Annotated in this window: 17 protein-coding genes and 1 pseudogene; 10 read left to right on the forward strand and 8 right to left on the reverse strand. The window is 72.3% G+C overall.

All coding sequences use genetic code 11. The features are described from left to right. The first annotated feature begins 15 nt into the window (after nt 1-15). From V8690_RS02265 to V8690_RS02285, 5 genes are all read left to right on the forward strand, one after another. Nucleotides 16-1,335 carry an extracellular solute-binding protein gene (locus tag V8690_RS02265; protein ID WP_338775614.1) on the forward strand — a complete coding sequence of 440 codons (1,320 nt, stop codon included), beginning with the start codon at nt 16-18 and terminating at the stop codon, nt 1,333-1,335. Continuing rightward, nucleotides 1,332-2,258 carry a sugar ABC transporter permease gene (locus V8690_RS02270; protein WP_338775615.1) on the forward strand — a complete coding sequence of 309 codons (927 nt, stop codon included), beginning with the start codon at nt 1,332-1,334 and terminating at the stop codon, nt 2,256-2,258. The genes V8690_RS02265 and V8690_RS02270 overlap by 4 nt, the downstream gene beginning before the upstream one ends. Continuing rightward, nucleotides 2,255-3,163, forward strand: a complete 909-nt coding sequence (locus V8690_RS02275; RefSeq protein ID WP_338775616.1) for a carbohydrate ABC transporter permease — start codon at nt 2,255-2,257, stop codon at nt 3,161-3,163. The genes V8690_RS02270 and V8690_RS02275 overlap by 4 nt, the downstream gene beginning before the upstream one ends. After that, nucleotides 3,160-4,191 carry a LacI family DNA-binding transcriptional regulator gene (locus V8690_RS02280; RefSeq protein WP_338775617.1) on the forward strand — a complete coding sequence of 344 codons (1,032 nt, stop codon included), beginning with the start codon at nt 3,160-3,162 and terminating at the stop codon, nt 4,189-4,191. The genes V8690_RS02275 and V8690_RS02280 overlap by 4 nt, the downstream gene beginning before the upstream one ends. A gap of 73 nt (nt 4,192-4,264) precedes the next feature. Then, on the forward strand, nt 4,265-4,654 hold the full coding sequence (locus V8690_RS02285) for a MarR family transcriptional regulator (RefSeq protein ID WP_338775618.1): 390 nt from the start codon (nt 4,265-4,267) through the stop codon (nt 4,652-4,654). 38 nt (nt 4,655-4,692) lie between these two features. Here the strand turns inward: V8690_RS02285 and V8690_RS02290 are convergent, their stop codons facing one another. The 4 genes from V8690_RS02290 to V8690_RS02305 form a co-directional block, all read right to left on the reverse strand. Continuing rightward, nucleotides 4,693-5,094, reverse strand: coding sequence for an SseB family protein (locus V8690_RS02290; protein ID WP_094051967.1), 402 nt, complete (start codon nt 5,092-5,094; stop codon nt 4,693-4,695). A gap of 115 nt (nt 5,095-5,209) precedes the next feature. Next, nucleotides 5,210-6,460 (reverse strand): acyl-CoA dehydrogenase family protein, encoded by a 1,251-nt coding sequence (locus tag V8690_RS02295; RefSeq protein ID WP_338775619.1) that lies wholly within the window; start codon nt 6,458-6,460, stop codon nt 5,210-5,212. 81 nt (nt 6,461-6,541) lie between these two features. Then, nucleotides 6,542-7,267 carry a peptidase E gene (locus V8690_RS02300; protein WP_338775620.1) on the reverse strand — a complete coding sequence of 242 codons (726 nt, stop codon included), beginning with the start codon at nt 7,265-7,267 and terminating at the stop codon, nt 6,542-6,544. A gap of 26 nt (nt 7,268-7,293) precedes the next feature. Further along, nucleotides 7,294-7,956 (reverse strand): 1,4-alpha-glucan branching protein, encoded by a 663-nt coding sequence (locus tag V8690_RS02305; protein WP_338775621.1) that lies wholly within the window; start codon nt 7,954-7,956, stop codon nt 7,294-7,296. Nucleotides 7,957-8,190: 234 nt separating this feature from the next. Here V8690_RS02305 and V8690_RS02310 point away from each other — a divergent pair, with 234 nt between their 5' ends. From V8690_RS02310 to V8690_RS02325, 4 genes are all read left to right on the forward strand, one after another. Then, complete coding sequence (locus tag V8690_RS02310) at nt 8,191-9,384, forward strand: MFS transporter (RefSeq protein ID WP_338775622.1); 1,194 nt, start codon at nt 8,191-8,193, stop codon at nt 9,382-9,384. 55 nt (nt 9,385-9,439) lie between these two features. Then, entirely contained in the window at nt 9,440-11,206 is a 1,767-nt protein-coding gene (locus V8690_RS02315) for a beta-galactosidase (RefSeq protein WP_338775623.1), read from the forward strand. Beyond that, entirely contained in the window at nt 11,200-13,584 is a 2,385-nt protein-coding gene (locus tag V8690_RS02320) for a beta-galactosidase (protein ID WP_338785214.1), read from the forward strand. The genes V8690_RS02315 and V8690_RS02320 overlap by 7 nt, the downstream gene beginning before the upstream one ends. 88 nt (nt 13,585-13,672) lie before the next feature. Beyond that, entirely contained in the window at nt 13,673-14,737 is a 1,065-nt protein-coding gene (locus tag V8690_RS02325; RefSeq protein ID WP_338775624.1) for a LacI family DNA-binding transcriptional regulator, read from the forward strand. Nucleotides 14,738-14,831: 94 nt separating this feature from the next. Here V8690_RS02325 and V8690_RS02330 read toward each other — a convergent pair. Beyond that, a pseudogene (locus tag V8690_RS02330) lies at nt 14,832-15,079 on the reverse strand (heavy metal translocating P-type ATPase); the annotation flags it as partial. Between the two features lie 57 nt (nt 15,080-15,136). On the opposite strand from V8690_RS02330, the gene V8690_RS02335 reads away from it, so the two are divergent. Then, on the forward strand, nt 15,137-16,741 hold the full coding sequence (locus V8690_RS02335; protein ID WP_338785215.1) for a PucR family transcriptional regulator ligand-binding domain-containing protein: 1,605 nt from the start codon (nt 15,137-15,139) through the stop codon (nt 16,739-16,741). Nucleotides 16,742-16,783: 42 nt separating this feature from the next. Here V8690_RS02335 and paaE read toward each other — a convergent pair whose 3' ends face one another. The 3 genes from paaE to paaC all read right to left on the reverse strand — a co-directional run bounded on the left by paaE (nt 16,784) and on the right by paaC (nt 19,234). Beyond that, complete coding sequence (gene paaE / locus V8690_RS02340) at nt 16,784-17,818, reverse strand: 1,2-phenylacetyl-CoA epoxidase subunit PaaE (protein WP_338785216.1); 1,035 nt, start codon at nt 17,816-17,818, stop codon at nt 16,784-16,786. Between the two features lie 79 nt (nt 17,819-17,897). Then, entirely contained in the window at nt 17,898-18,413 is a 516-nt protein-coding gene (paaD, locus tag V8690_RS02345; RefSeq protein ID WP_338775625.1) for a 1,2-phenylacetyl-CoA epoxidase subunit PaaD, read from the reverse strand. Further along, a complete protein-coding gene (paaC, locus tag V8690_RS02350; protein ID WP_338775626.1) occupies nt 18,407-19,234 on the reverse strand; it encodes a 1,2-phenylacetyl-CoA epoxidase subunit PaaC in 828 nt (275 codons plus the stop codon). Before paaC ends, paaD begins: the two co-directional genes overlap by 7 nt.

Genomic DNA, 19,234 nt, shown 5'->3' on the forward strand with positions numbered 1-19,234 from the left:
TCAGGGGAGAGATCCATGCCGTACACGAAGCGCCGCCGCCTCGTGACATCCGCCGTCGCCATCGCGCTCGGCGCCACCGCGCTCGCCGCCTGCGGCTCGGATTCCGGGGACGGCGAGACCGAATCGGGGCCGGTCTCGCTGACGTACTGGACCTGGACGCCCGGCATGGACAAGGTCGTGGACCTGTGGAACAAGGGGCCGGGCAAGAAGGACCAGATCACCGTCACGGTGAAGAAGCAGGCGTCCGGCGACACGCTCGTCACCAAGATCCTCACCGCGCACAAGGCGGGCAAGGCGCCCGACCTGGTGCAGGCCGAGTACCAGGCGCTGCCCACCCTGGTCAGCAATGACGCGCTGGCGGACATCTCGAAGAACGTGGGCGACGCCGAGGGCAGCTTCGCCGACGGCGTCTGGCAGCAGACGACGCTGGGCACGGACGCGGTGTACGCGGTCCCGCAGGACATCGGGCCGATGATGTTCTACTACCGCGAGGACCTGTTCAAGGAGTACGGCCTGACGGTGCCGACGACCTGGGACGAGTTCGCCGAGACCGCGCGCAAGCTGAAGAAGGCCGCCCCCGACAAGGACCTCACCACCTTCTCCGCCAACGACTCCGGCCTCTTCGCGGGCCTCGCCCAGCAGGCGGGCGCCAAGTGGTGGACGACCTCCGGCGACCAGTGGAAGGTCTCCATCAACGACGCGGCGACGCAGAAGGTCGCCGAGTTCTGGGGCGGCCTGGTCGAGGAGGGCGCCATCGACAGCCAGCCGATGTACACCCCGGCCTGGAACAAGGCGCTCAACACCGGCAAGCAGATCGCCTGGGTCAGCGCCGTGTGGGCCCCGGGCACGCTCACCACGGCCGCCCCCGCCACCAAGGGCAAGTGGGCCATGGCCCCGCTCCCCCAGTGGTCCGCGAACGAGAACCGCACCGGCAGCTGGGGCGGCTCCTCCACCGCCGTCACCACGGACTCCAAGCACCAGGAGGCCGCCGCCGAGTTCGCGGCCTGGCTGAACACCGACGGCGACGCCCTGAACGCGCTGGCCAAGGAGAGCGGCGTCTACCCGGCCGCCAAGAACGCCCAGACCAGCGGCGCCTTCCTCAAGCCGCCGGCCTACTTCTCCAACCAGGCCGACTTCTACACCAAGGCCGCCGGCATCGCGGAGACCACCGCCCCCTCCGCCTGGGGTCCGAACGTGAACGTCGCCTACACGACCTTCAAGGACGCCTTCGGCGCCGCCGCGAAGAACAAGTCGGACTTCGGCGCCGCGCTCGACGAGATGCAGGACGACACCGTCGCCGACATGAAGAAGCAGGGCTTCGAGGTCGCGGAGTGAAAAGCACGGCACGCCGGCAGTCGTACGGGGTCAAGGGGGCCCCGTACGGCTTCCTCCTCCCCGCGACGATCCTGTTCACCCTGTTCTTCGCCCTGCCGATCGGCTTCGCGCTCTGGCTCAGCTTCCACAAGGTGAAGGTCTCCGGCCTCGGCCTCGGCTCCGGCGCCCGCAAGGAGGTCTGGGCCGGCCTGGAGAACTACACCGACGCCCTCACCGACAGCGAGCTGGTGAACGGGGCGCTGCGGGTGCTGGGCTACGGCTGCATCGTCGTCCCGGTCATGCTGGGCCTCGCCCTGCTGTTCGCGCTGATGCTGGACTCCGAGAAGGTGCGGCTGGCCCCCTTCACCCGGCTCGCGATCTTCCTGCCGTACGCCATCCCCGGTGTGGTGGCGGCGCTGCTGTGGGGCTTCCTGTACCTGCCGGACGTCAGCCCCTTCTACTTCGTGCTCGACAAGCTGGGGCTGCCGCAGCCGGACCTGCTGGACGGCGGGCCGCTGTACCTGGCGCTGTCGAACATCGCGGTCTGGGGCGGCACCGGCTTCAACATGATCGTCATCTACACCTCGCTCCAGTCGATCCCGGCGGAGGTGTACGAGGCGGCGAAGCTGGACGGCGCCACCCCGTTGCAGATCGCGCTGCGGATCAAGATCCCGATGGTGGCGCCGTCGCTGGTGCTGACCTTCTTCTTCTCGATCATCGCGACGCTCCAGGTGTTCAACGAGCCGACCACCCTCAAGCCGCTCACCAACTCCGTGTCCACGACGTGGAGTCCGCTGATGAAGGTGTACCGGGACGCGTTCGGCGAGGGTGACATCTACGGCGCCGCGGCGCAGGCCGTGATCATCGCGCTGGCCACGCTCCTGCTGTCCTTCGGCTTCCTGCGGGCCGCGAACCGTCGTCAGAAGCAGGAGGCAGCTCGATGAGTTCCCTTGCCGTTTCCCAGGCCGAGCCGGTGACGGGCGCCGCGCCCGGTACCGCCCAGGGCCGCCCGCCACTGCGCCGCAGGATCGCTCTGATCCCCACGGTCACGCTGCTCCTGGGCGCGATCTACTGCCTGCTGCCGGTGGCCTGGGTGGTCATCGCCGCCACCAAGTCGGGCAGTGAGCTGTTCTCCACGTTCACGTTCCTGCCGGGCACGGGTTTCGCCGACAACTTCCAGGACCTGAGCGCCTACCGCGACGGCGTCTACTGGTCGTGGATGGGCAACTCCGCCCTGTACGCCGGGCTCGGCGCCCTGCTGTCGACGTGCGTGTCCGCGTTCAGCGGCTACGCGCTGGCGATCTACCGTTTCCGCGGCCGCGAGACGATCTTCAACGTGCTGCTCGCGGGTGTGCTGATGCCTCCGGTGATCCTGGCCATCCCGCAGTACCTGCTGCTGGCGAAGGCCGACCTCACGGACTCCTACCTGTCCGTCCTGCTGCCGCAGATCCTGTCGCCGTACGGCGTCTACCTCGCGCGGATCTACGCCGCCGCCGCGGTGCCCGCCGACGTGGTCGAGGCCGGCCGGATGGACGGGGCGAGCGAGTGGCGGATCTTCACCCGGGTCGCGCTGCCGATGATGATCCCCGGCATGGTGACGGTGTTCCTGTTCCAGTTCGTGGCGATCTGGAACAACTTCCTGCTGCCGTACATCATGCTCAGCGACGACGAGAAGTTCCCGATCACCCTCGGCCTGTTCACGCTGCTGGAGCAGGGCGCCAACACCCCGGCGCTGTACACGCTGGTGATCACGGGCGCGTTCCTCGCGGTGCTCCCACTGGTCGCGCTGTTCCTGGTCATCCAGCGGTTCTGGAGTCTCGATCTGCTCTCCGGAGCCGTAAAGTCATGACCATGAACGCTGCGGGGGGCAGGCGCAGGCCGCCCACGATCCACGACGTGGCGCGCGAGGCGGGGGTCTCGCGCGGCACCGTCTCGCGTGTGCTCAACGGCGGCCACTACGTCAGCCCCGCCGCCCAGGAGGCGGTCAACGCGGCCATCCGCAAAACGGGTTACGTCGTCAACCGGCACGCCCGCTCGCTGATCACGGGCCGCTCCGACTCGATCGGCTTCCTGCTCACCGAGCCGCAGGAGAAGCTGTTCGAGGACCCCAACTTCAACGTCCTGCTGCGCTGCTGCACCCAGGCGCTGGCCGCGCACGACATCCCCCTGCTGCTGATGCTGGCCGGCACGCAGGACGAGCGGCGCCGGATCACGCGGTACATCACCGCGGGCCACGTCGACGGCGTGCTCCTCGTCTCCAGCCACTCCGCCGACCCGGTCGCCGAGCAACTGCACGAGGCGGGGGTGCCCCTCGTGCAGTGCGGCAAGCCCCTGGGGCGCGGCTCCAAGGTGAGCTACGTGGCGGCGGACGACCGGGACGGCGCCCGCGACATGATGCGCCACCTGCTGTCGCTGGGCCGCCGCCGTATCGGCGTGGTGAACGGCCCGATGGACACCCCGGGCGGTGTCGATCGCCTCGCCGGCTACAAGGAGGTGCTCACGGAAGCGGGCCTCGAGATCGACGAGCGGCTCATCGTCTCCGGCGACTGGGGCCGGGCCAGCGGCGAGGCGGGCGCCGAGCGGCTGCTGGCGCAGGCCCCGGACATGGACGCGGTGTTCGTCGCGTCGGACCTCATGGCGCAGGGCGTGCTGGCGGCCCTCCGGCGGGCGGGGCGGCGCGTGCCGCAGGACGTCGCGGTCGGCGGTTTCGACGACTCCCCGGCCGCGCTGGCCTCCAGCCCCGAGCTCACGACCATCCGGCAGCCGTGGGACCGTATCAGCGCCGAGATGGTACGGGTGCTGCTCGCGCAGATCGGGGGCGAGGATCCGGCGGCGGTGATCCTGCCTACGGAGCTGGTCAGACGGGAGTCGACGTAGGTCCCGCGGCCCGGCCAGGGACGTGCGCTGCATGCACGGTCATGGAACGCCGTACCGGTGTTACCGTTCCCGTATGGCGTCGAAAACGGCTGGTGCGGGGCTCGAGGACCGGTGGCGGGGCATCCTGTCGGCGCACGCGCGCACGATGTGCGAGATCGACCGCGTGCTGCATCCGCACGGCCTCGGCGCGTCCGACTTCGAGGTCCTGGACATCCTCGCGACCGCGGGGCCCGAGGAGGGCGAGCAGTGCCGGGTGCAGAACCTGGTCGGGCGGGTCCATCTCAGCCAGAGCGCGCTGTCCCGGCTCATCGCCCGGCTGGAGAAAGACGGGCTGGTGACGCGTTCGGTGTGCATGGAGGACCGACGCGGCGTGTGGGTGGCCCTGACCTCCAGGGGCCGTGACCTGCACGCGCAGGTACTGCCGCTCCAGCGGGCCGCGCTGGCCCGGACGCTGGGCGCGTAGACAGCCCTGGCCCGGGCCAGGCCCCGGCCCGGTCCGTCCTACGGACGTGCCAGCAGGGTGCGCACTCCCTCCGAGGTGAGCGTCAGGCGGTGCTCCGAGCTGCCGTCTATGGTGAGCGACAGGTCGTCGGCCGGCCACTGGGCGGCCAGGGCGCCGAGCGGCACCAGGCGGTAGCGGGAGACGAACGGCAGCAGCCCGGCCATTTCCACCTCGGAGGTGAAGACGGGTACCACCGGCTCGCCGCCCGGCTGCTCCAGCACCGGCAGTGCCACCGCCGAGGGGTTGGCGGCGTCGGCGTCGTTGGCGTCGTCGGGCACGGGGATGAGCACGTCGCTGTTGGCGAGCGCGTCCAGAGCCGCCGCGTCCTCGGTGTTCTCGGCGAGGACGTCCAAAGCCCGCTGGGCGGGCGTGGGCGTGGGGTCGTTTGCGGGTGTCTCCATGGCAGATTCCCTGGTAGCGGCGGTCGTGCGGCCTGCCCGGGACAAGATCCGCCCCGGGCGCGGTCCTGCTCGCGTACCCGATCGCGCCCGAAGCAATCCTGTTGATCTCCGAGGTTCAGGGGATCAGTGGGATGTGGCCGGAGGGCAGCCCGAGGCGGTCGCAGCCGACCCGCCGGGCCAGGGGCTCGGCCATGCTGGGCCCGATGTGCGTCCAGTAGGTGGCCGCGTCCCGGAAGTAGCGCTGCATCCGCTCACCGTCCCGGGCGTGCCGTGAGCCGGCCGTGCGGAAGAGGGTGCCCTGGAGGACGTCCCAGGCCATGCTGCCGGCGTTCAGGAACATCAGGGCGAGGCGGTTGTCCTCGGCGGTGCTGAAGGGGGCCTCGCCGGAGACGTTGCGGCGGCAGGCCTCCATCCATTCGTGAGCCGTCTGCTGGAGCGCCGCGTGCGCGGTGTGGATGATGCCCAGGGCTTCGCCCAGGTTCCGCTGGTAGTCGTGCAGGTCTGCGCGGGTGCGGTCGGGTTCCCGGGTGAGCGGGCGGGCGGCGAGGATGCGGGCGTACTCGTCGGCGGCGGCGTACGCGGTGCCGATCATGATCGCGGCCAGCTCGCCGTGGAAGAAGCTCGGCGCCCGGCCGGCGTACATGGGGTTGCCGTGCAGGTCCGAGCCGGGGCTGCCGCCCTCGACGGGCAGGTCGAGCAGGCCGGCTTCGACCGTGTGGTGGGCGGGGACGCGGGCCTGTTCCATGCGGATGCTGTTGGATCCGCTGCCGCGCAGGCCGAGGACGCCGTGCCAGTCGTCGACCACCGTCCACACCGGGCGCGGCGCGCAGAACAGCACGAGCGGTCCCGGGGTGTCGCCGGGCTCCTCGGGGGCGCGGAGCGTCTGGCCGACGTAGTGCGTCGCGTAGGGGGCGCCGGAGGAGTAGGGCCAGGTGCCGTCGAGGATCACGTGAGCGTCGCCGTCGGGCTGTGCGACGCCGACGGGCATGAGCGTGGCGGCGGCGCGGAAGTCGCCGTCGGCACCGAAGATCTCGCTCTGCGCGCGTTCCCCGAAGACCGACGCCACCTGGAGGACGTGGGCGGCGGTCAGGGACAGCGCCCAGCCGCTGGAGGGACAGCCGCGCGCGATCTCCGTGATCACGCGGTAGAACACGGGCAGCCCGAACTCGTACCCGCCGTAACGGCGTGGCTGGAGAATCCGGTAGAACCCGGCCCGTAAGAAGTCGTCGTGGGTGGCTTCCGGACAGCGCGTCAACCGCTCGGCCTCCGCCTGCCGTTCGATCAGCACGGGCTGCAACGCCACGGCCCGCCGGACGAGTTCGGCTTCGGTCAGTCCGGGTTCGGGTGGGGCGATCACCAGTGTCACGGGTGTCTCCTACGTGTGGGGCCGTCGGGTCGTGACGGGATACGTGCCCGTGTCATGGAAGCCGGAACCGTGTGGGGAGACCTACCGGGAAGCCCCGAGCAACCGACAGGGCAGGGCACGCTCGCTGACGCCACCACCCCCGACCGGTTCCACCCGGTACACCCCGGCTCCCCGCGCCCGGGTGACGGCCTCCGTCAGCACACCGTCCGTGAACAGTGCCGCGGCCCCGTCCTCCACCGCCCAGCCCGACGGCAGCTGTCCCGCCGCCACGGCCGCGCGGTAGGAGGGCCGGCGACCCGGTTCGCCGTCGTAGTGCGGGCAGACGGAGCCGGGCAGCAGCCCCAGGCCGTCTGGGAGGTACGCCAACGGCCCGAAGGAGTCGGTGTGCGAGCCCTCGGCCCAGCAGTTGGCGCCGGCGCTGATGCCGCACAGCAGCGTGCCGCGGTCGTAGGCCTCCAGGAGCAGCCGGTCCACGCCGTGGGTTCGCCATACCGCGAGGAGGTTGGCCGTGTTGCCACCGCCCACGTAGATGACGTCCTGGGCGAGCAGGAAGGAGCGCAGTGCGTCGTCGTCCAGCTCGCGGCGGAACAGGTGCAGGACGGAGGGTTCGCAGGCGGAGCGGCTGCGGAACGCCGTGCGGAACCGTTCGGTGTAGGCCGGCGCGTCGCCGCTGGCCGTGGGTACGAAGCACACCTTGGGGCGGGAGGCGCGCGCCCGGGCCAGTACCCAGTCGTCGAGGAGGCCGTCGTCGTCGGTGGAGAAGCCGCCGCCGAGGAGGGCGAGGCGCTGCGGGGGTTCGACTGCCATGGCGGTGCCTTCCTGGACGGGTGCGGCTAGGCTGCCCCGGGGCCTGTGTGCAGGACGGCGAACACCCCGCGGGCCCGGGTGCCGTCCGGCTGCTGCCAGGAGCCGGTGACGTGGCCGGTCGCTCCCTGGGAGGGCGGGAACGGGCCGTCCGGGGCAGGTTGCAGGACCCGGTGGAGGCTGAGGGTCGTGCCGTGCGGCGTCGTCAGCCGGGTGCCGTCCTGGTCGTCGGTGGTGATGAAGTCCGTGGGGATGGAGCCTTCGCCGGTGTGGGAGGCGATGACCTCCCGGTCGGGGACGTCGCTGAGGTTCTGGTCCTGGGCCTGCGCCCGCCCCTCGATCAAGGCCACCAACTGGGCGAGCAGCACGGGGTCGTGGCAGCCGTCGTACGCCCAGCGCCGCCCGAGCACGCCGTGCTCCATGGTGCCCACGAGGGCATGCTCCGCCCCGTCGAGAGCGGCACCGCGATAGGTGAGCGGCACCAGGTAGGTGGACGGGTGAGGGCCGGAGGCGTCGGTGACGACGATGAACTCGATCCCGACCTCGCCCTGCGGATCGTCCAACCGGAACCCGCCGGCCTTGGCCAGCTTCGGTTCGGCTGCGCCACCGCGGTACCACGGACGGGACGGCAGCCAGGAGGTGAGCAGTTCCAGCTTGGTCGGTTTGACCCAGGTGCGGTGGATGACGGACATGTTGAAGGCTCCCTTCCGTTACGCGGCGGCGGGACGCGGTGCGTCGCTCCTGGAGATCTCCGCACGCGCATTAGATCAGCCGTTGTTCCGACTTGACCACGCGATCACGGGAGTCGTCGCGGCAGCGGGGAACTTGCGCGGGGCTTCTCACTTCGTGCTTCCGAAGGTGTCGACAGATCCGATGTTACCGGTAACATGACCATCACCCGCCGCCGGCCGTCCCCCGGAGTCCGCGTGACCGACCAGCCCGCCGCACAGCGCGCAGCCACCCTCTCCCCCACTCCGTCCGCCCCGGTCTTCAGCCGGTCCGCCGTGGTCGCCTCCTGTGCGGGCTTCGTGCTCATGGGTGCGTTGCAGGCCCTGTACGGGCCCGTGATCCCCGGCGTCCGTGCGGAATTCGGGCTCTCGCCGTCCGTCGCGGGGCTGGGGCTCAGTGCCCACTTCGTCGGTGGCGTGGCCGGTGTGCTGCTGTTCGACCGGCTCTACGGGCGGGTCGGCAACCGGCACCTCCTCGGTAGCTCCTATCTGCTGATGGCGGTCGGCGCGGCGGGCTTCGCGCTGGCGCCCGGCTGGGCCACCGCCCTGGCGGCGGCCCTGCTCGCCGGGCTCGGTTTCGGCGGCATCGACTACGGGCTGAACCAGTTGTTCGCCGTGGGCTTCGGGCACCGTTCGACCGCGATGCTGAACATCCTCCACGCCCACTTCGGCATCGGCGCCATCCTCAGCCCCGCCCTGATCGGCGTGGTCGGCTCCGAGCACTACCCGGCCGTCTTTCTCGGTTTCGCCCTCGCCAACCTGCCGTTGCTGCTGTGCCTGAAGGGCGTACGGAACGACGCGCCCGTCCCGGCCGGTGACGAGGCCAGTGGTGGTGGGGTCCTCCGGCGGAGCCTCGCCTCGGTGCTCGCCGTCTTCGTCGCGCTCTACGTCCTGCACATCGGCATCGAGGCCGGTGTCGGCGGCTGGGAGCCCACGCATCTGGAGACCGTCGGCTACGGCGCGGGCGTCGCCGCCACCGCCACCTCCGTGTACTGGCTGATGATGACCGTGGGCCGCTTCCTGGTCGCACCGCTCGCGTTGCGCTTCTCCGCCCAGGCCATCATCACCGTCTCCTGCGCGGGTATGACGGTGTGTCTGCTGGCCGCGTCCGTGCCGGCGCTGGCGCCGTACGCGTACGCCGGTGTCGGTCTGTTCATCGCGCCGATCTTCCCCACCGGGCTGCCCTGGCTGAACCGGGTCGCCCCGCGGGCCCGGAGAGCCGGTGCCCTCGTCATCGCCGCGTCCATGGTCGGCGGTGTCGCGGCGGGTCCGGCGCTGGGCAAGGCCATCGAGTGGTCGGGGGTCCGCGCGGTCCCGCTGCTGCTGTGCGGTGTCTCGGCGCTGTGCCTGGGCGCCACGCTCTGGTTGATCCGCGTCACCCGCTCTCACTGAAACGTCCATCGACTCCCCTCGACATTCCGCCCGCATCCCGAAGGGAAGCCTCCGCATGCCCGCCCTGACGACGACGTCCGACGGATTCCTGCTGTACGGCGAGCCGTTCCGGATCATCTCCGGTGCGTTGCACTACTTCCGTGTCCACCCCGGCCTGTGGTCCGACCGGCTGCGCAAGGCGCGGCTGATGGGCCTCAACACGGTGGAGACGTACATCCCGTGGAACCACCATCAACCCGATTCCGAGGGGCCACTCGTACTCGACGGCTTCCTCGACCTGCCCCGGTTCCTTCAACTCGCCCGGGACGAGGGACTGCACGTGCTGCTGCGTCCCGGTCCTTTCATCTGTGCCGAGTGGGACGGCGGCGGCCTGCCCGACTGGCTGACGTCGGACCCGGACATCCGGCTGCGGTCCAGCGATCCGCGTTTCACCCGGGCCGTCGACCGCTACCTGGACCTGCTGCTGCCCGCGCTCCGGCCGCACCTGGCCGCGGCGGGCGGTCCCGTCATCGCCGTGCAGGTGGAGAACGAGTACGGGGCCTACGGCGACGACAGCGCGTATCTGAAGCACCTGGCCGACGCGTTCCGCTCCCGGGGCGTCGAGGAACTGCTGTTCACCTGTGACCAGGCCGACCCCGAGCACCTGGCCGCCGGGAGCCTGCCGGGCGTGCTGACCGCCAGCACCTTCGGCAGCCGGGTCGAGCGGAACCTCGGGCGGCTGCGCGAGCACCGACGCGAAGGCCCGCTGTTCTGCGCGGAGTTCTGGATCGGCTGGTTCGACCACTGGGGCGGGCCGCACCACGTAAGGGACGCGGCCGACGCCGCCGCCGATCTGGACCGGCTGCTGTCCGCCGGGGCGTCCGTCAACATCTACATGTTCCACGGCGGCACCAACTTCGGCTTCACCAACGGCGCCAACCACAAACACGCCTACGAACCCACCGTCACGTCGTACGACTACGACGCCCCGCTCACCGAGTGCGGCGACCCGGGCCCGAAGTACCACGCCTTCCGCGAGGTCATCGCCCGCCATGCCGCCGTCCCCGACGAGCCCGTCCCGGCGCCCGGACCCAAACTGCCGACCACCGACGTCGAGTTGGACGGCCGGGCCCCTCTGCTCTCCCTCGCCGACGCGCTCGCCACTCCTGTCCGCACCGACGACCCGGTGACCATGGGCGAGCTCGGGCAGCGCACCGGCTACGCGCTCTACCGCACCCTCCTTCCCGCCTCCGGTGACGGCCTGCTGCACTTCGCCGGCGGTGTCGGGGACCGTGCCCAGGTCTTCGTCGACGGCGCACCCGCCGGTGTCCTGGAACGCGAACGCCACGACGAGACGCTGCCGGTGCGTGTCCACCGCCCCGGCGCGACACTCGAGGTGCTCGTCGAGAACATGGGCGGCGTCAACTACGGGCCCCGCATCGGCGCCCCGAAGGGCCTGCTCGGGCCCGTCTCCTTCAACGGCACCGTCCTGCGCGGCTGGGACTGCCACGCGCTGCCGCTTGACGACCTGGACGCGGTGCCGTTCACCCCGGGCGACGGGGCGGCGGTCACCGTGCCGGCCTTCCACCGCGGCACCTTCGAGGTGGACACGCCCGCCGACACCTTCCTCGCCCTGCCCGGCTGGACGAAGGGGCAGGCCTGGGTCAACGGCTTCCACCTGGGCCGCTACTGGAACCGCGGCCCGCAGCACACGCTCTACGTCCCCGCGCCGGTGCTGCGGCCCGGCACCAACGAGCTGATCCTGCTGGAACTGCACGGCACCACCGCAAACCGCGCCCAGCTCACCGGCACGCCCGACCTCGGCCCGGAGAACACCTGGTGACCCCGCACCTGCTGCGCGTGCCCGCGCCCTCCGCTCCCCCACTGACCGGCCACCTGCCCTTCGCCGACGCGCCGGGCGTGCCCGACCCGATCGAGGTCACCGGCCGCTGGCTCACCCGCGGCGGCCGCCCCTGGTTCCCGGTCTCCGGGGAGTTCCACTACTCCCGCTACCCGGCCAGGGAGTGGGAGGAGGAGCTGCTGAAGATGAAGGCGGGCGGGGTGACCGCCGTCGCCTCCTACGTCATCTGGATCCACCACGAGGAGATCGAGGGGCGGATCCGCTTCGACGGCGACCGCGACCTGCGTCGCTTCGCCGAGCTGTGCGCCCGCCACGGCCTGGACTTCATCCCGCGCATCGGCCCGTGGTGCCACGCGGAGGTACGCAACGGCGGCCTGCCCGACTGGGTGCCGGCCCGCACACATGCACCGCGCACCGACGATCCGGCGTATCTGCATCCGGTACGCGCCTGGTTCGCGGCCGTCGCGGAACAACTGCGCGGCCTGGACCGGGCGCACGGCGGCCCGATCGTCGCGATCCAGATCGAGAACGAGCTCTACGACCAGCCCGGTCATCTGCGCACCCTGAAGCGCCTGGCCCAGGAGGCCGGGCTCAGCGCGCCGCTGTGGACCTCGACCGCCTGGGGCGGGGTCCAGCTCCCGGGCGAGGAACTGCTTCCGCTGTACGGCGGCTATCCCGAGGCGTTCTGGACGGAGGCGGACGGCGGCTGGCCCGACACCTGCCGCAAGCACTTCTTCTTCACGCACGAGCGCGACGACGAGGGCATCGGCGCCGACCTGCGGCCCACGATCGTACGCGGAGCCGACCCGGCTCCGACGGACCGGTTCCCCTGGGCCACCTGCGAGTTGGGCGGCGGCATGGCGGCGGCCTACCACCGGCGGCCCCGGGTGGAGGCCGCCGATGTGGGTGCCCTGGGACTCACCAAGATCGGCTGCGGTTCGGTGTGGCAGGGCTACTACATGTTCCACGGCGGTACGAACCCGACCGGCGAGCTGACGGCCCTTCAGGAGTCGCACGCCACCGGCTACCCCAACGACCTGCCGGTCCTGACCTATGACTTCCAGGCCCCGCTCGGCGAATACGGCCAGGTGCGGCCCTCGTACCACGAACTGCGGATCCAGCACCTGCTGTTGGACTGCTTCGGGCACCGGATCGCTCCCATGGGGTCCGTGCTGCCCGAGCGGCTGCCGACCGGGCAGCACGACCGGGACACCCTGCGCTGGGCCGTCCGCACCGACGGCACCTCGGGCCTTCTGTTCGTGACCAACCACCAGCCGCACGAGCCGCTGCCCGACCACCCGGGCACGGCCTTCACGGTCGACTTCCCGGACGCACCGCCGCTGACGCTGCCGAGCGCTCCCGTCACGGTGCCCTCCGGCGCCTACTTCTGCTGGCCGCTGCGGCTGGACGTGGCCGGGCTGCGGCTGGAGTGGGCGACCGCGCAGCCGGTGTGCACCGTCGAAGCGGGCGGGCGTACGGTCCTGGTGCTGGCCGCGACCGACGGCATCGCGCCCGAACTCGCCCTGGACGCGGACACGGTGGCGTCCGTCACGGCACCGTCCGGGGAGGTCACACCGGTCGCCTGCCGGGTCCTGGTCAGCGGAGTGCGGCCCGGCACCGACGCCCTGGTCGAGGTGGACGCGGCCGACGGTTCACGCGTCGGGCTGCTGGTCCTGGACGCGGCGACGGCCCGTACCGTCTACCGGGGCGTCGCGTGGGGAGCCGAGCGGCTGGTGCTGTGCGGGGACGGTGTCGTCTTCGACGGTGACGAGGTACGGCTGCACAGCCCGGCCGCCGAGCCGTCGTTCGCGGTGCTGCCCGCGCCTGATTCCGCCCCGGCGGTGGCGGGGACACCGGTGCGGGAGGCGGCGGACGGCGTGTTCACCCGCTACACGATCGAGGCCGCGCCCCTCCCGGACAGCGCGGTGCCCGTCACCCTGGTCAGGCCCGCCGGTCCGGCGCCCGGGCCCGTGACCGGCGTACAGGGCCGGGCGAGCGCACCGACGGACAAGTACGTCGAGACGGTGGCCGCCGAGTACCGGGTCGACGTACCGGAGAATCTGCTGCGGGCAACCGCCGGTGTCCTGCTGCGGCTGCGGTGGACGGGGGACCTGGCCCGGGCCTACGTGGGGGACGTCCTGGTCGCCGACCAGTTCTACTCGGGGCGGGTCTGGGACATCGGGCTGGACCGGCTGCCGGTCGAGGCGCTGCGCACGGAGGGCCTGCGGCTGAAGGTGCTGCCGTTGGCAGCGGATGCCCGGGTTCATGTGCCGGGGCAGGTGGGCGAGGCGTGGCGCGCGGCGGGTGTGCGGCACGCGGAGTGGGTGTTCTCTCGCTCGTGGGCGGTGCGGGCCGGCTGAGAACTCCACGGGGCCCCGCCCGGCCTATGCTGTGCTCCTGCCGGGCGCGGTCAGGCCCGCCGTAACCGACGTCGAGGAATCACCCGCCATGACACCGAGCGCCGCCGACAGCCCTGTGCCCAAGGGCCGCAGCCGGCGCAACTTCGCGGGCGCGCGGCCGGTGATGGCCGACGTGGCCCGGCTGGCCGGCGTCTCCAAGCAGACCGTCTCCCGGGTGCTCAACGACCATCCGGCCGTCCGCCCCGAGACCCGCGAGGCGGTCCTGGACGCCATGCGCACGCTCGGCTACCGGCCCAGCCGCAGCGCCCGTTCGCTGGCCAGCGGCCGGACCCGGATGCTCGGCGTCATCTCCTTCGACGCCGCCCGGTACGGGCCCGCCTCCATCCTGACCGCCATCAACACCGCGGCCCAGGAGGCCGGTTACCTGGTGAGCTCCATCGCGCTCGACACGGCCGACCACGACACCGTCGTCGAGGCCGTGAACCGGCTGTCGGCCGAGGGCGCGGACGGCGTCATCGCGATCGCCCCGCAGCAGTGGGTGGGCCGGGCCCTGTCCCAAACCGACCTCGGGACTCCGCTGGTGGTGCTGGAGAACGCCCTCGACGACAGCACGCCCCTGGTCACCGGCGACTCCCGAACCGGCGCCCGCAAGGCCACCGAGCACCTTCTCGGCCTCGGGCACGCCACCGTCTGGCACATCGCGGGCCCGGCCGGCTGGACCTCCGCCGACCACCGGCTGGCGAGCTGGCAGGAGACGCTCCAGGCGGCCGGTGCCGACGTCCCCGCCCCGCTCGCCGGGGACTGGAGCGCCGACTCCGGTTACGACCTGGGCCGCCGACTGGCCCGGCGCCCGGAGGTCACGGCGGTGTTCGTCTCGAACGACCAGATGGCCCTGGGCCTGCTGCACGCCCTGCACGAGTGCGGGCGCTCCGTCCCCGGGGACGTCAGCGTCGTCGGATACGACGACATCCCCGAGGCCGCGCATCTCCTGCCGCCGCTGACCACCGTGCGCACCGACTTCGCCGAGATCGGCACCCGTTCCCTGCGGCTCCTCCTGGACCGCATCGACGGTCCGGGGGAACCGCCCCGCGTCGACACGCTCGTCCCTGTGGATCTGGTCGTGCGTGCCAGCAGTGGGCCACCGGCGTGCTGACGACGTTCGTCGGTCACGTCCCTCGGCGGCGGCCCGCTGCCAGGCGCCCTCCCTCAGCAGCCGCAGGCCGTTCGGACCGACCGGGGTGCGCTCCTTGAAGCGCCTTGAGCCCTTCCCAGCCCGGTTCCCAGCCGCCCGTGACGTGCGACGGGGCGTAGGCGGGCCCCAGGTCCAGGCGGGTGCGCCGGTCAACTGCCAGGGCAGCGCGAGCAGGAAGAAGACAGTGGCCGCCGTGGCCCAGCGCGCTTCGGGGAGCGCGAGGACTCGGGTACGCCGCCGGGGCACGGCCCCGGCGCGCGGGCACCGCCCGCCCCGCCGGCGGGCAGCTCTTGCGCAGGTCAGTGCCGCTTGTCAGAGTGACCGGGCGAGCAGGGAGACACCGTGAACGAGAACCACCCGATGGCCCCGGCCGGTCGTGCGCCGACCGTCGCCGACGTCCTGGCCCTGCCCGTCCTGGCCGCCGGACAGCCCCAGGTCGTCACCGGGCTGGACCGGCTGGACCGGCCGGTGCGCTGGGTGCACATCACCGAGCTGACGGACCCGGCCTCCTTCCTCAAGGGCGGCGAGCTGGTCCTGACCACGGGCATGCCCCTGCCCGAGGACGCCGCAGGGGTCCGCCGGTACGTCGACGAACTCACGGAGGTGGGAGCGGCCGCGCTGGTCATCGAGCTGGTACGGCGCTACCACCGGCCGCCCGACGCCCTCGTCCAGGCCTGCCGCGCCCGGGAGCTCCCCTTGGTCACCCTCTCCCGGGACGTCAACTTCCTGGAGGTCACCCAGGTCGTCCACGCGCTCATCCTCGGCAACCAGGCCGACGCGATGCGCCGGGCCCAGCGGATCCACGAGGCGTTCACCGCGCTGACCCTGCGCGGCGCTGGGCCGGAGGACGTGGTGCGCGCGGCGGCGGATATGAGCGGCCGGACCGTCGTCCTGGAGAACCTGGTGCACCAGGCGCTGATCTGCGAGCCGTCGGGGAGCACGGTGGAGGAGGCGCTCACCGACTGGGAACGCCGGTCCCGGGCCACCGCACCCGGCGACCACACGGAGGTGGGCGGCCCGGAGGGCTGGCTCACGGCACCGGTCTCCTACCAGGGCGAACGCTGGGGCCGCCTGGCCATGCTCCCGTCCCCCGGCGACGGGCCGGGCTTCGGGCCGGAGCACGTCACGGTCCTGGAGAGAACGGCGATGGCCCTGACCGTCGCCCGTCTCATCCACTCCACGCCCTGGGAGCACACGGCCCACCGCAACGCCCTGCGGGAGCTGGCCGAGCAGCGCCACCACTCCCCCGAGGACGCCCGCGCCCGCTGCGCCGCGCTCGGTCTGCCCACCCGGGACAGCCGCTTCCTGGCGATCCTCGTCGACCTGGGCACCGGCGCCGGGGGGAGCGAGCCCGAAGCCCGGCTGCACCAGGAGCTCAGATCGGCCGGGGTGCCGGCGCTCGTCGGGGAGCTCTCCCCCGCCCGCCTCGGCGTCCTGCTGGCCCTGCGTCCCTCCCAGCCCTGGCGCCCCGTGGCCGAACGCCTGAGCCGTACCGCGCTGAGCCTGGTCCCGGAGGCGATCGTGAGCGTCGGCTCGGAGGTGGCGGAACTCGCCGACACCGCACGCTCCTTCCGGGAGGCGGCCCGGGTCACCGAGGCCACCCCGCCCGGCCAGCCCCTCCCCGCGGACCGCTCCTTCCACGAGCTGCCGGACATCGACCTGCGCCGCCTGCTGTACGCCCTGCGCGAGGACACCCGCGTCCAGGACTACACCGAACGGCGGCTCGGCCGGCTCATCGACCACGACACCCGGCACGGCAGCGACCTGCTGACGACCCTAGGCCACTACCTCGACGCCGCCGGAAACAAGACCACCGCGGCCCGCCGGGGCGGCCTGTCCAGGGAGACCATGTACCAGCGTCTGCGCACCATCGAACGCCTCCTCGACACCGACCTCGAATCCGGAGAACGGCGCACCGAACTCCACGTGGCGCTCACGGCGTTGCGCGTGCTGCGCGCCGAGTGAGCAATGGTTCGGGCTGCCCGGCGGAAACGGCCCGGCGCAGGCTCAGGTGTCGAAATCCACCGTCAGGGCGTCGGAGACCGGGAACGACTGGCAGGTGAGGACGTAGCCCGCGTCGACCTCGGCCGGTTCCAGGGCGAAGTTGCGGCGCATGTCGGCCGTGCCGTCGGTGACCAGGGCGCGGCAGGTGCCGCAGACCCCGCCCTTGCAGGCGAACGGCAGGTCGGGGCGGGTCTGCTGGGCTCCTTCGAGGATGGTCCGCTCGCGGGGCAGGGCGGAGGTGGTGGAGCGGCCGTCGAGAGTGACGGTGACCTGGCTGACCGGGCCGGTGGGGCCGGTCTCGGCGTGGTGGACCTCGCGTACCGGCTCGTCGTCGGCGTAGAACAGCTCCTGGTGCACACGGTCGCCGCCCACGCCGAGGCCGGCCAGGACCTCCTGGGCGGCGCGGACCATGCCGTGCGGGCCGCACAGCCACCAGTGGTCGGCGGACTCCACGTCGACCAGCGCGTCGATGAGCGCCGACAGCCGGTCGGCGTCGAGACGGCCGGAGAGCACCTCGGCCTCGCGGGGCTCACGGGAGAGGACGTGGGCGAGCTGGAACCGCGTCGGGTAGAGGTCCTTCAGGTCGGCCAGCTCGTCGGCGAACATCACGGTGCCGGTGCGGCGGTTGCCGTAGAAGAGAGTGACCGTCGAGCGGGCGTCGGCGGCGAGGACGGACTCGGCGATGGAGACCATGGGTGTGATGCCGGAGCCCGCCGCGATCAGGACGTGGTGGCCGGGGGTGGTGAGGTCGGGTGTGAAAGCGCCGGTGGGGCCCATCACCTCGACGGTGTCGCCGGGGCGCACCTCGCGCACCAGCCAGGAGGAGAACAGCCCGCCGGGTACGACGCGCACGCCGATGCGCGGTGCCGTGCCGGCGGGTGAGCAGATCGAGTAGGAGCGGCGCTCGTCCCGGCCGTCGACCTCGCGCCGCAGGGTGAGCGACTGGCCGGGCGCGAAGGCGAACTCCTCGGCCAGCTCGGCCGGGATGTCGAAGCCGACGGCCACCGCGTCCTCGCACAGCGGCTGCACGGCGGCGATCCGCAGGGGATGGAAGACCGGACGTCGGCGGGCGCGCGCGCGTGCCGCCGGGGCGGGGCCGGCTCCATCAGGTCCTCCATCAGATCTCCTTGAGGTACTCGAACGGCTCGCGGCAGGCGAGGCAGCGCCACAGGGCCTTGCAGGATGTGGCGGCGAAGCGGGAGGTCTCCTCGGTGTCCGCGCTGCCGCAGCGGGGGCAGGGCACCGAGCGACGGGTCGGCGACAGCACGAGCGGGACCGGTCCGGCGGCGCGCGCGGGCGCGGCCCCGGGCGGGGCGATGCCGTGCTCGGCGAGCTTGCGGCGGCCGGCCGGCGTGATCCAGTCGCTGGTCCACGGCGGGTCGAGGACGGTGCGGATCTCCACGCGCGCGTACCCGGCGTCGCGCAGCCGGGCGGCCACGCCGGCGCGCATCTCCGCCATCGCCGGGCAGCCCGAGTAGGTCGGGGTCAGGCTCGCGACCACCGTCCCGTCCGGATCCATGGACACCTCGCGCAGCACCCCGAGGTCGGCCAGCGTGAGCATGGGCAGCTCGGGGTCGGGCACCTGCTCGGCGATGCGCCGGGCCCGTCGTACGGCCGGCAGCGTGGTCACCATGTCGCCTCCGGGTGGGCGCGGGCCACGCCCTGCAACTCGGCCAGCAGCGGAGCGAGGTGCTCGGTGTGCTCCCCGGTGCGGCCCGAGCCGCCCAGCGGCCGGTAGACGGGCATGGGCAGTCCGGCCGCCTCGGTGACCTGGCGCAGGACGGCGACGACCTCGTCCCGCACGTCGTACGCCGTGAACAACTCGCCCAGGTAGGGCGCCACCTGCTCCAGCGCCCTGCGCGTCCGGCGGTGCGACTCCTCGGTGCCGTCGCCCAGCCGTACCGCCCACTCGGCCGCGTACTGCCGGTGGTAGGTCAGCTCCTTCACCCCCTTGGCGGCGATCGCCGCGAGCACCGGGTCACGGTGGGCGGTGAGCCGCTCGAAGTGCGCGAGGCGCCAGCTGGAGAACACCAGCAGCCGCACGATCGAGAAAGCGAAGTCTCCGTTGGGAAGTTCGGCGAGGCGTACGTTGCGGAACTCGCCCGCGTCGCGGAAGTAGGCGTAGGCGTCCTCGCCGCGCCCGGTGCCGTCGACCTGGCCCGCGCGGGAGTACAACAGACGGGCCTGGCCGAGCAGATCGAGGCCGATGTTGGCCAGCGCCACCTCCTCCTCCAGCTCCGGGGCCCGGGTGGTCCACTCGGCCAGCCGCTGGGCCGAGACCAGGGCGTCATCGGCCAGGGTGACGCAGAGGGCGGCCAGTTCCCCGGCGTCCACGCCGTCGGGGACGGCGGTGTCCACGCCGTGCAGAGGGTCCTCGAAGCCGGTGCCGTAGGCCCAGCGGGTGTCGTCCTCGTGTCCCTCGGCGAGGGTCATGTAGACGTGGTCGTCGCTCAT

Origin of the sequence: Streptomyces sp. DG1A-41 (assembly GCF_037055355.1) — a bacterium.
Classification (GTDB): Bacteria; Actinomycetota; Actinomycetes; order Streptomycetales; family Streptomycetaceae; genus Streptomyces.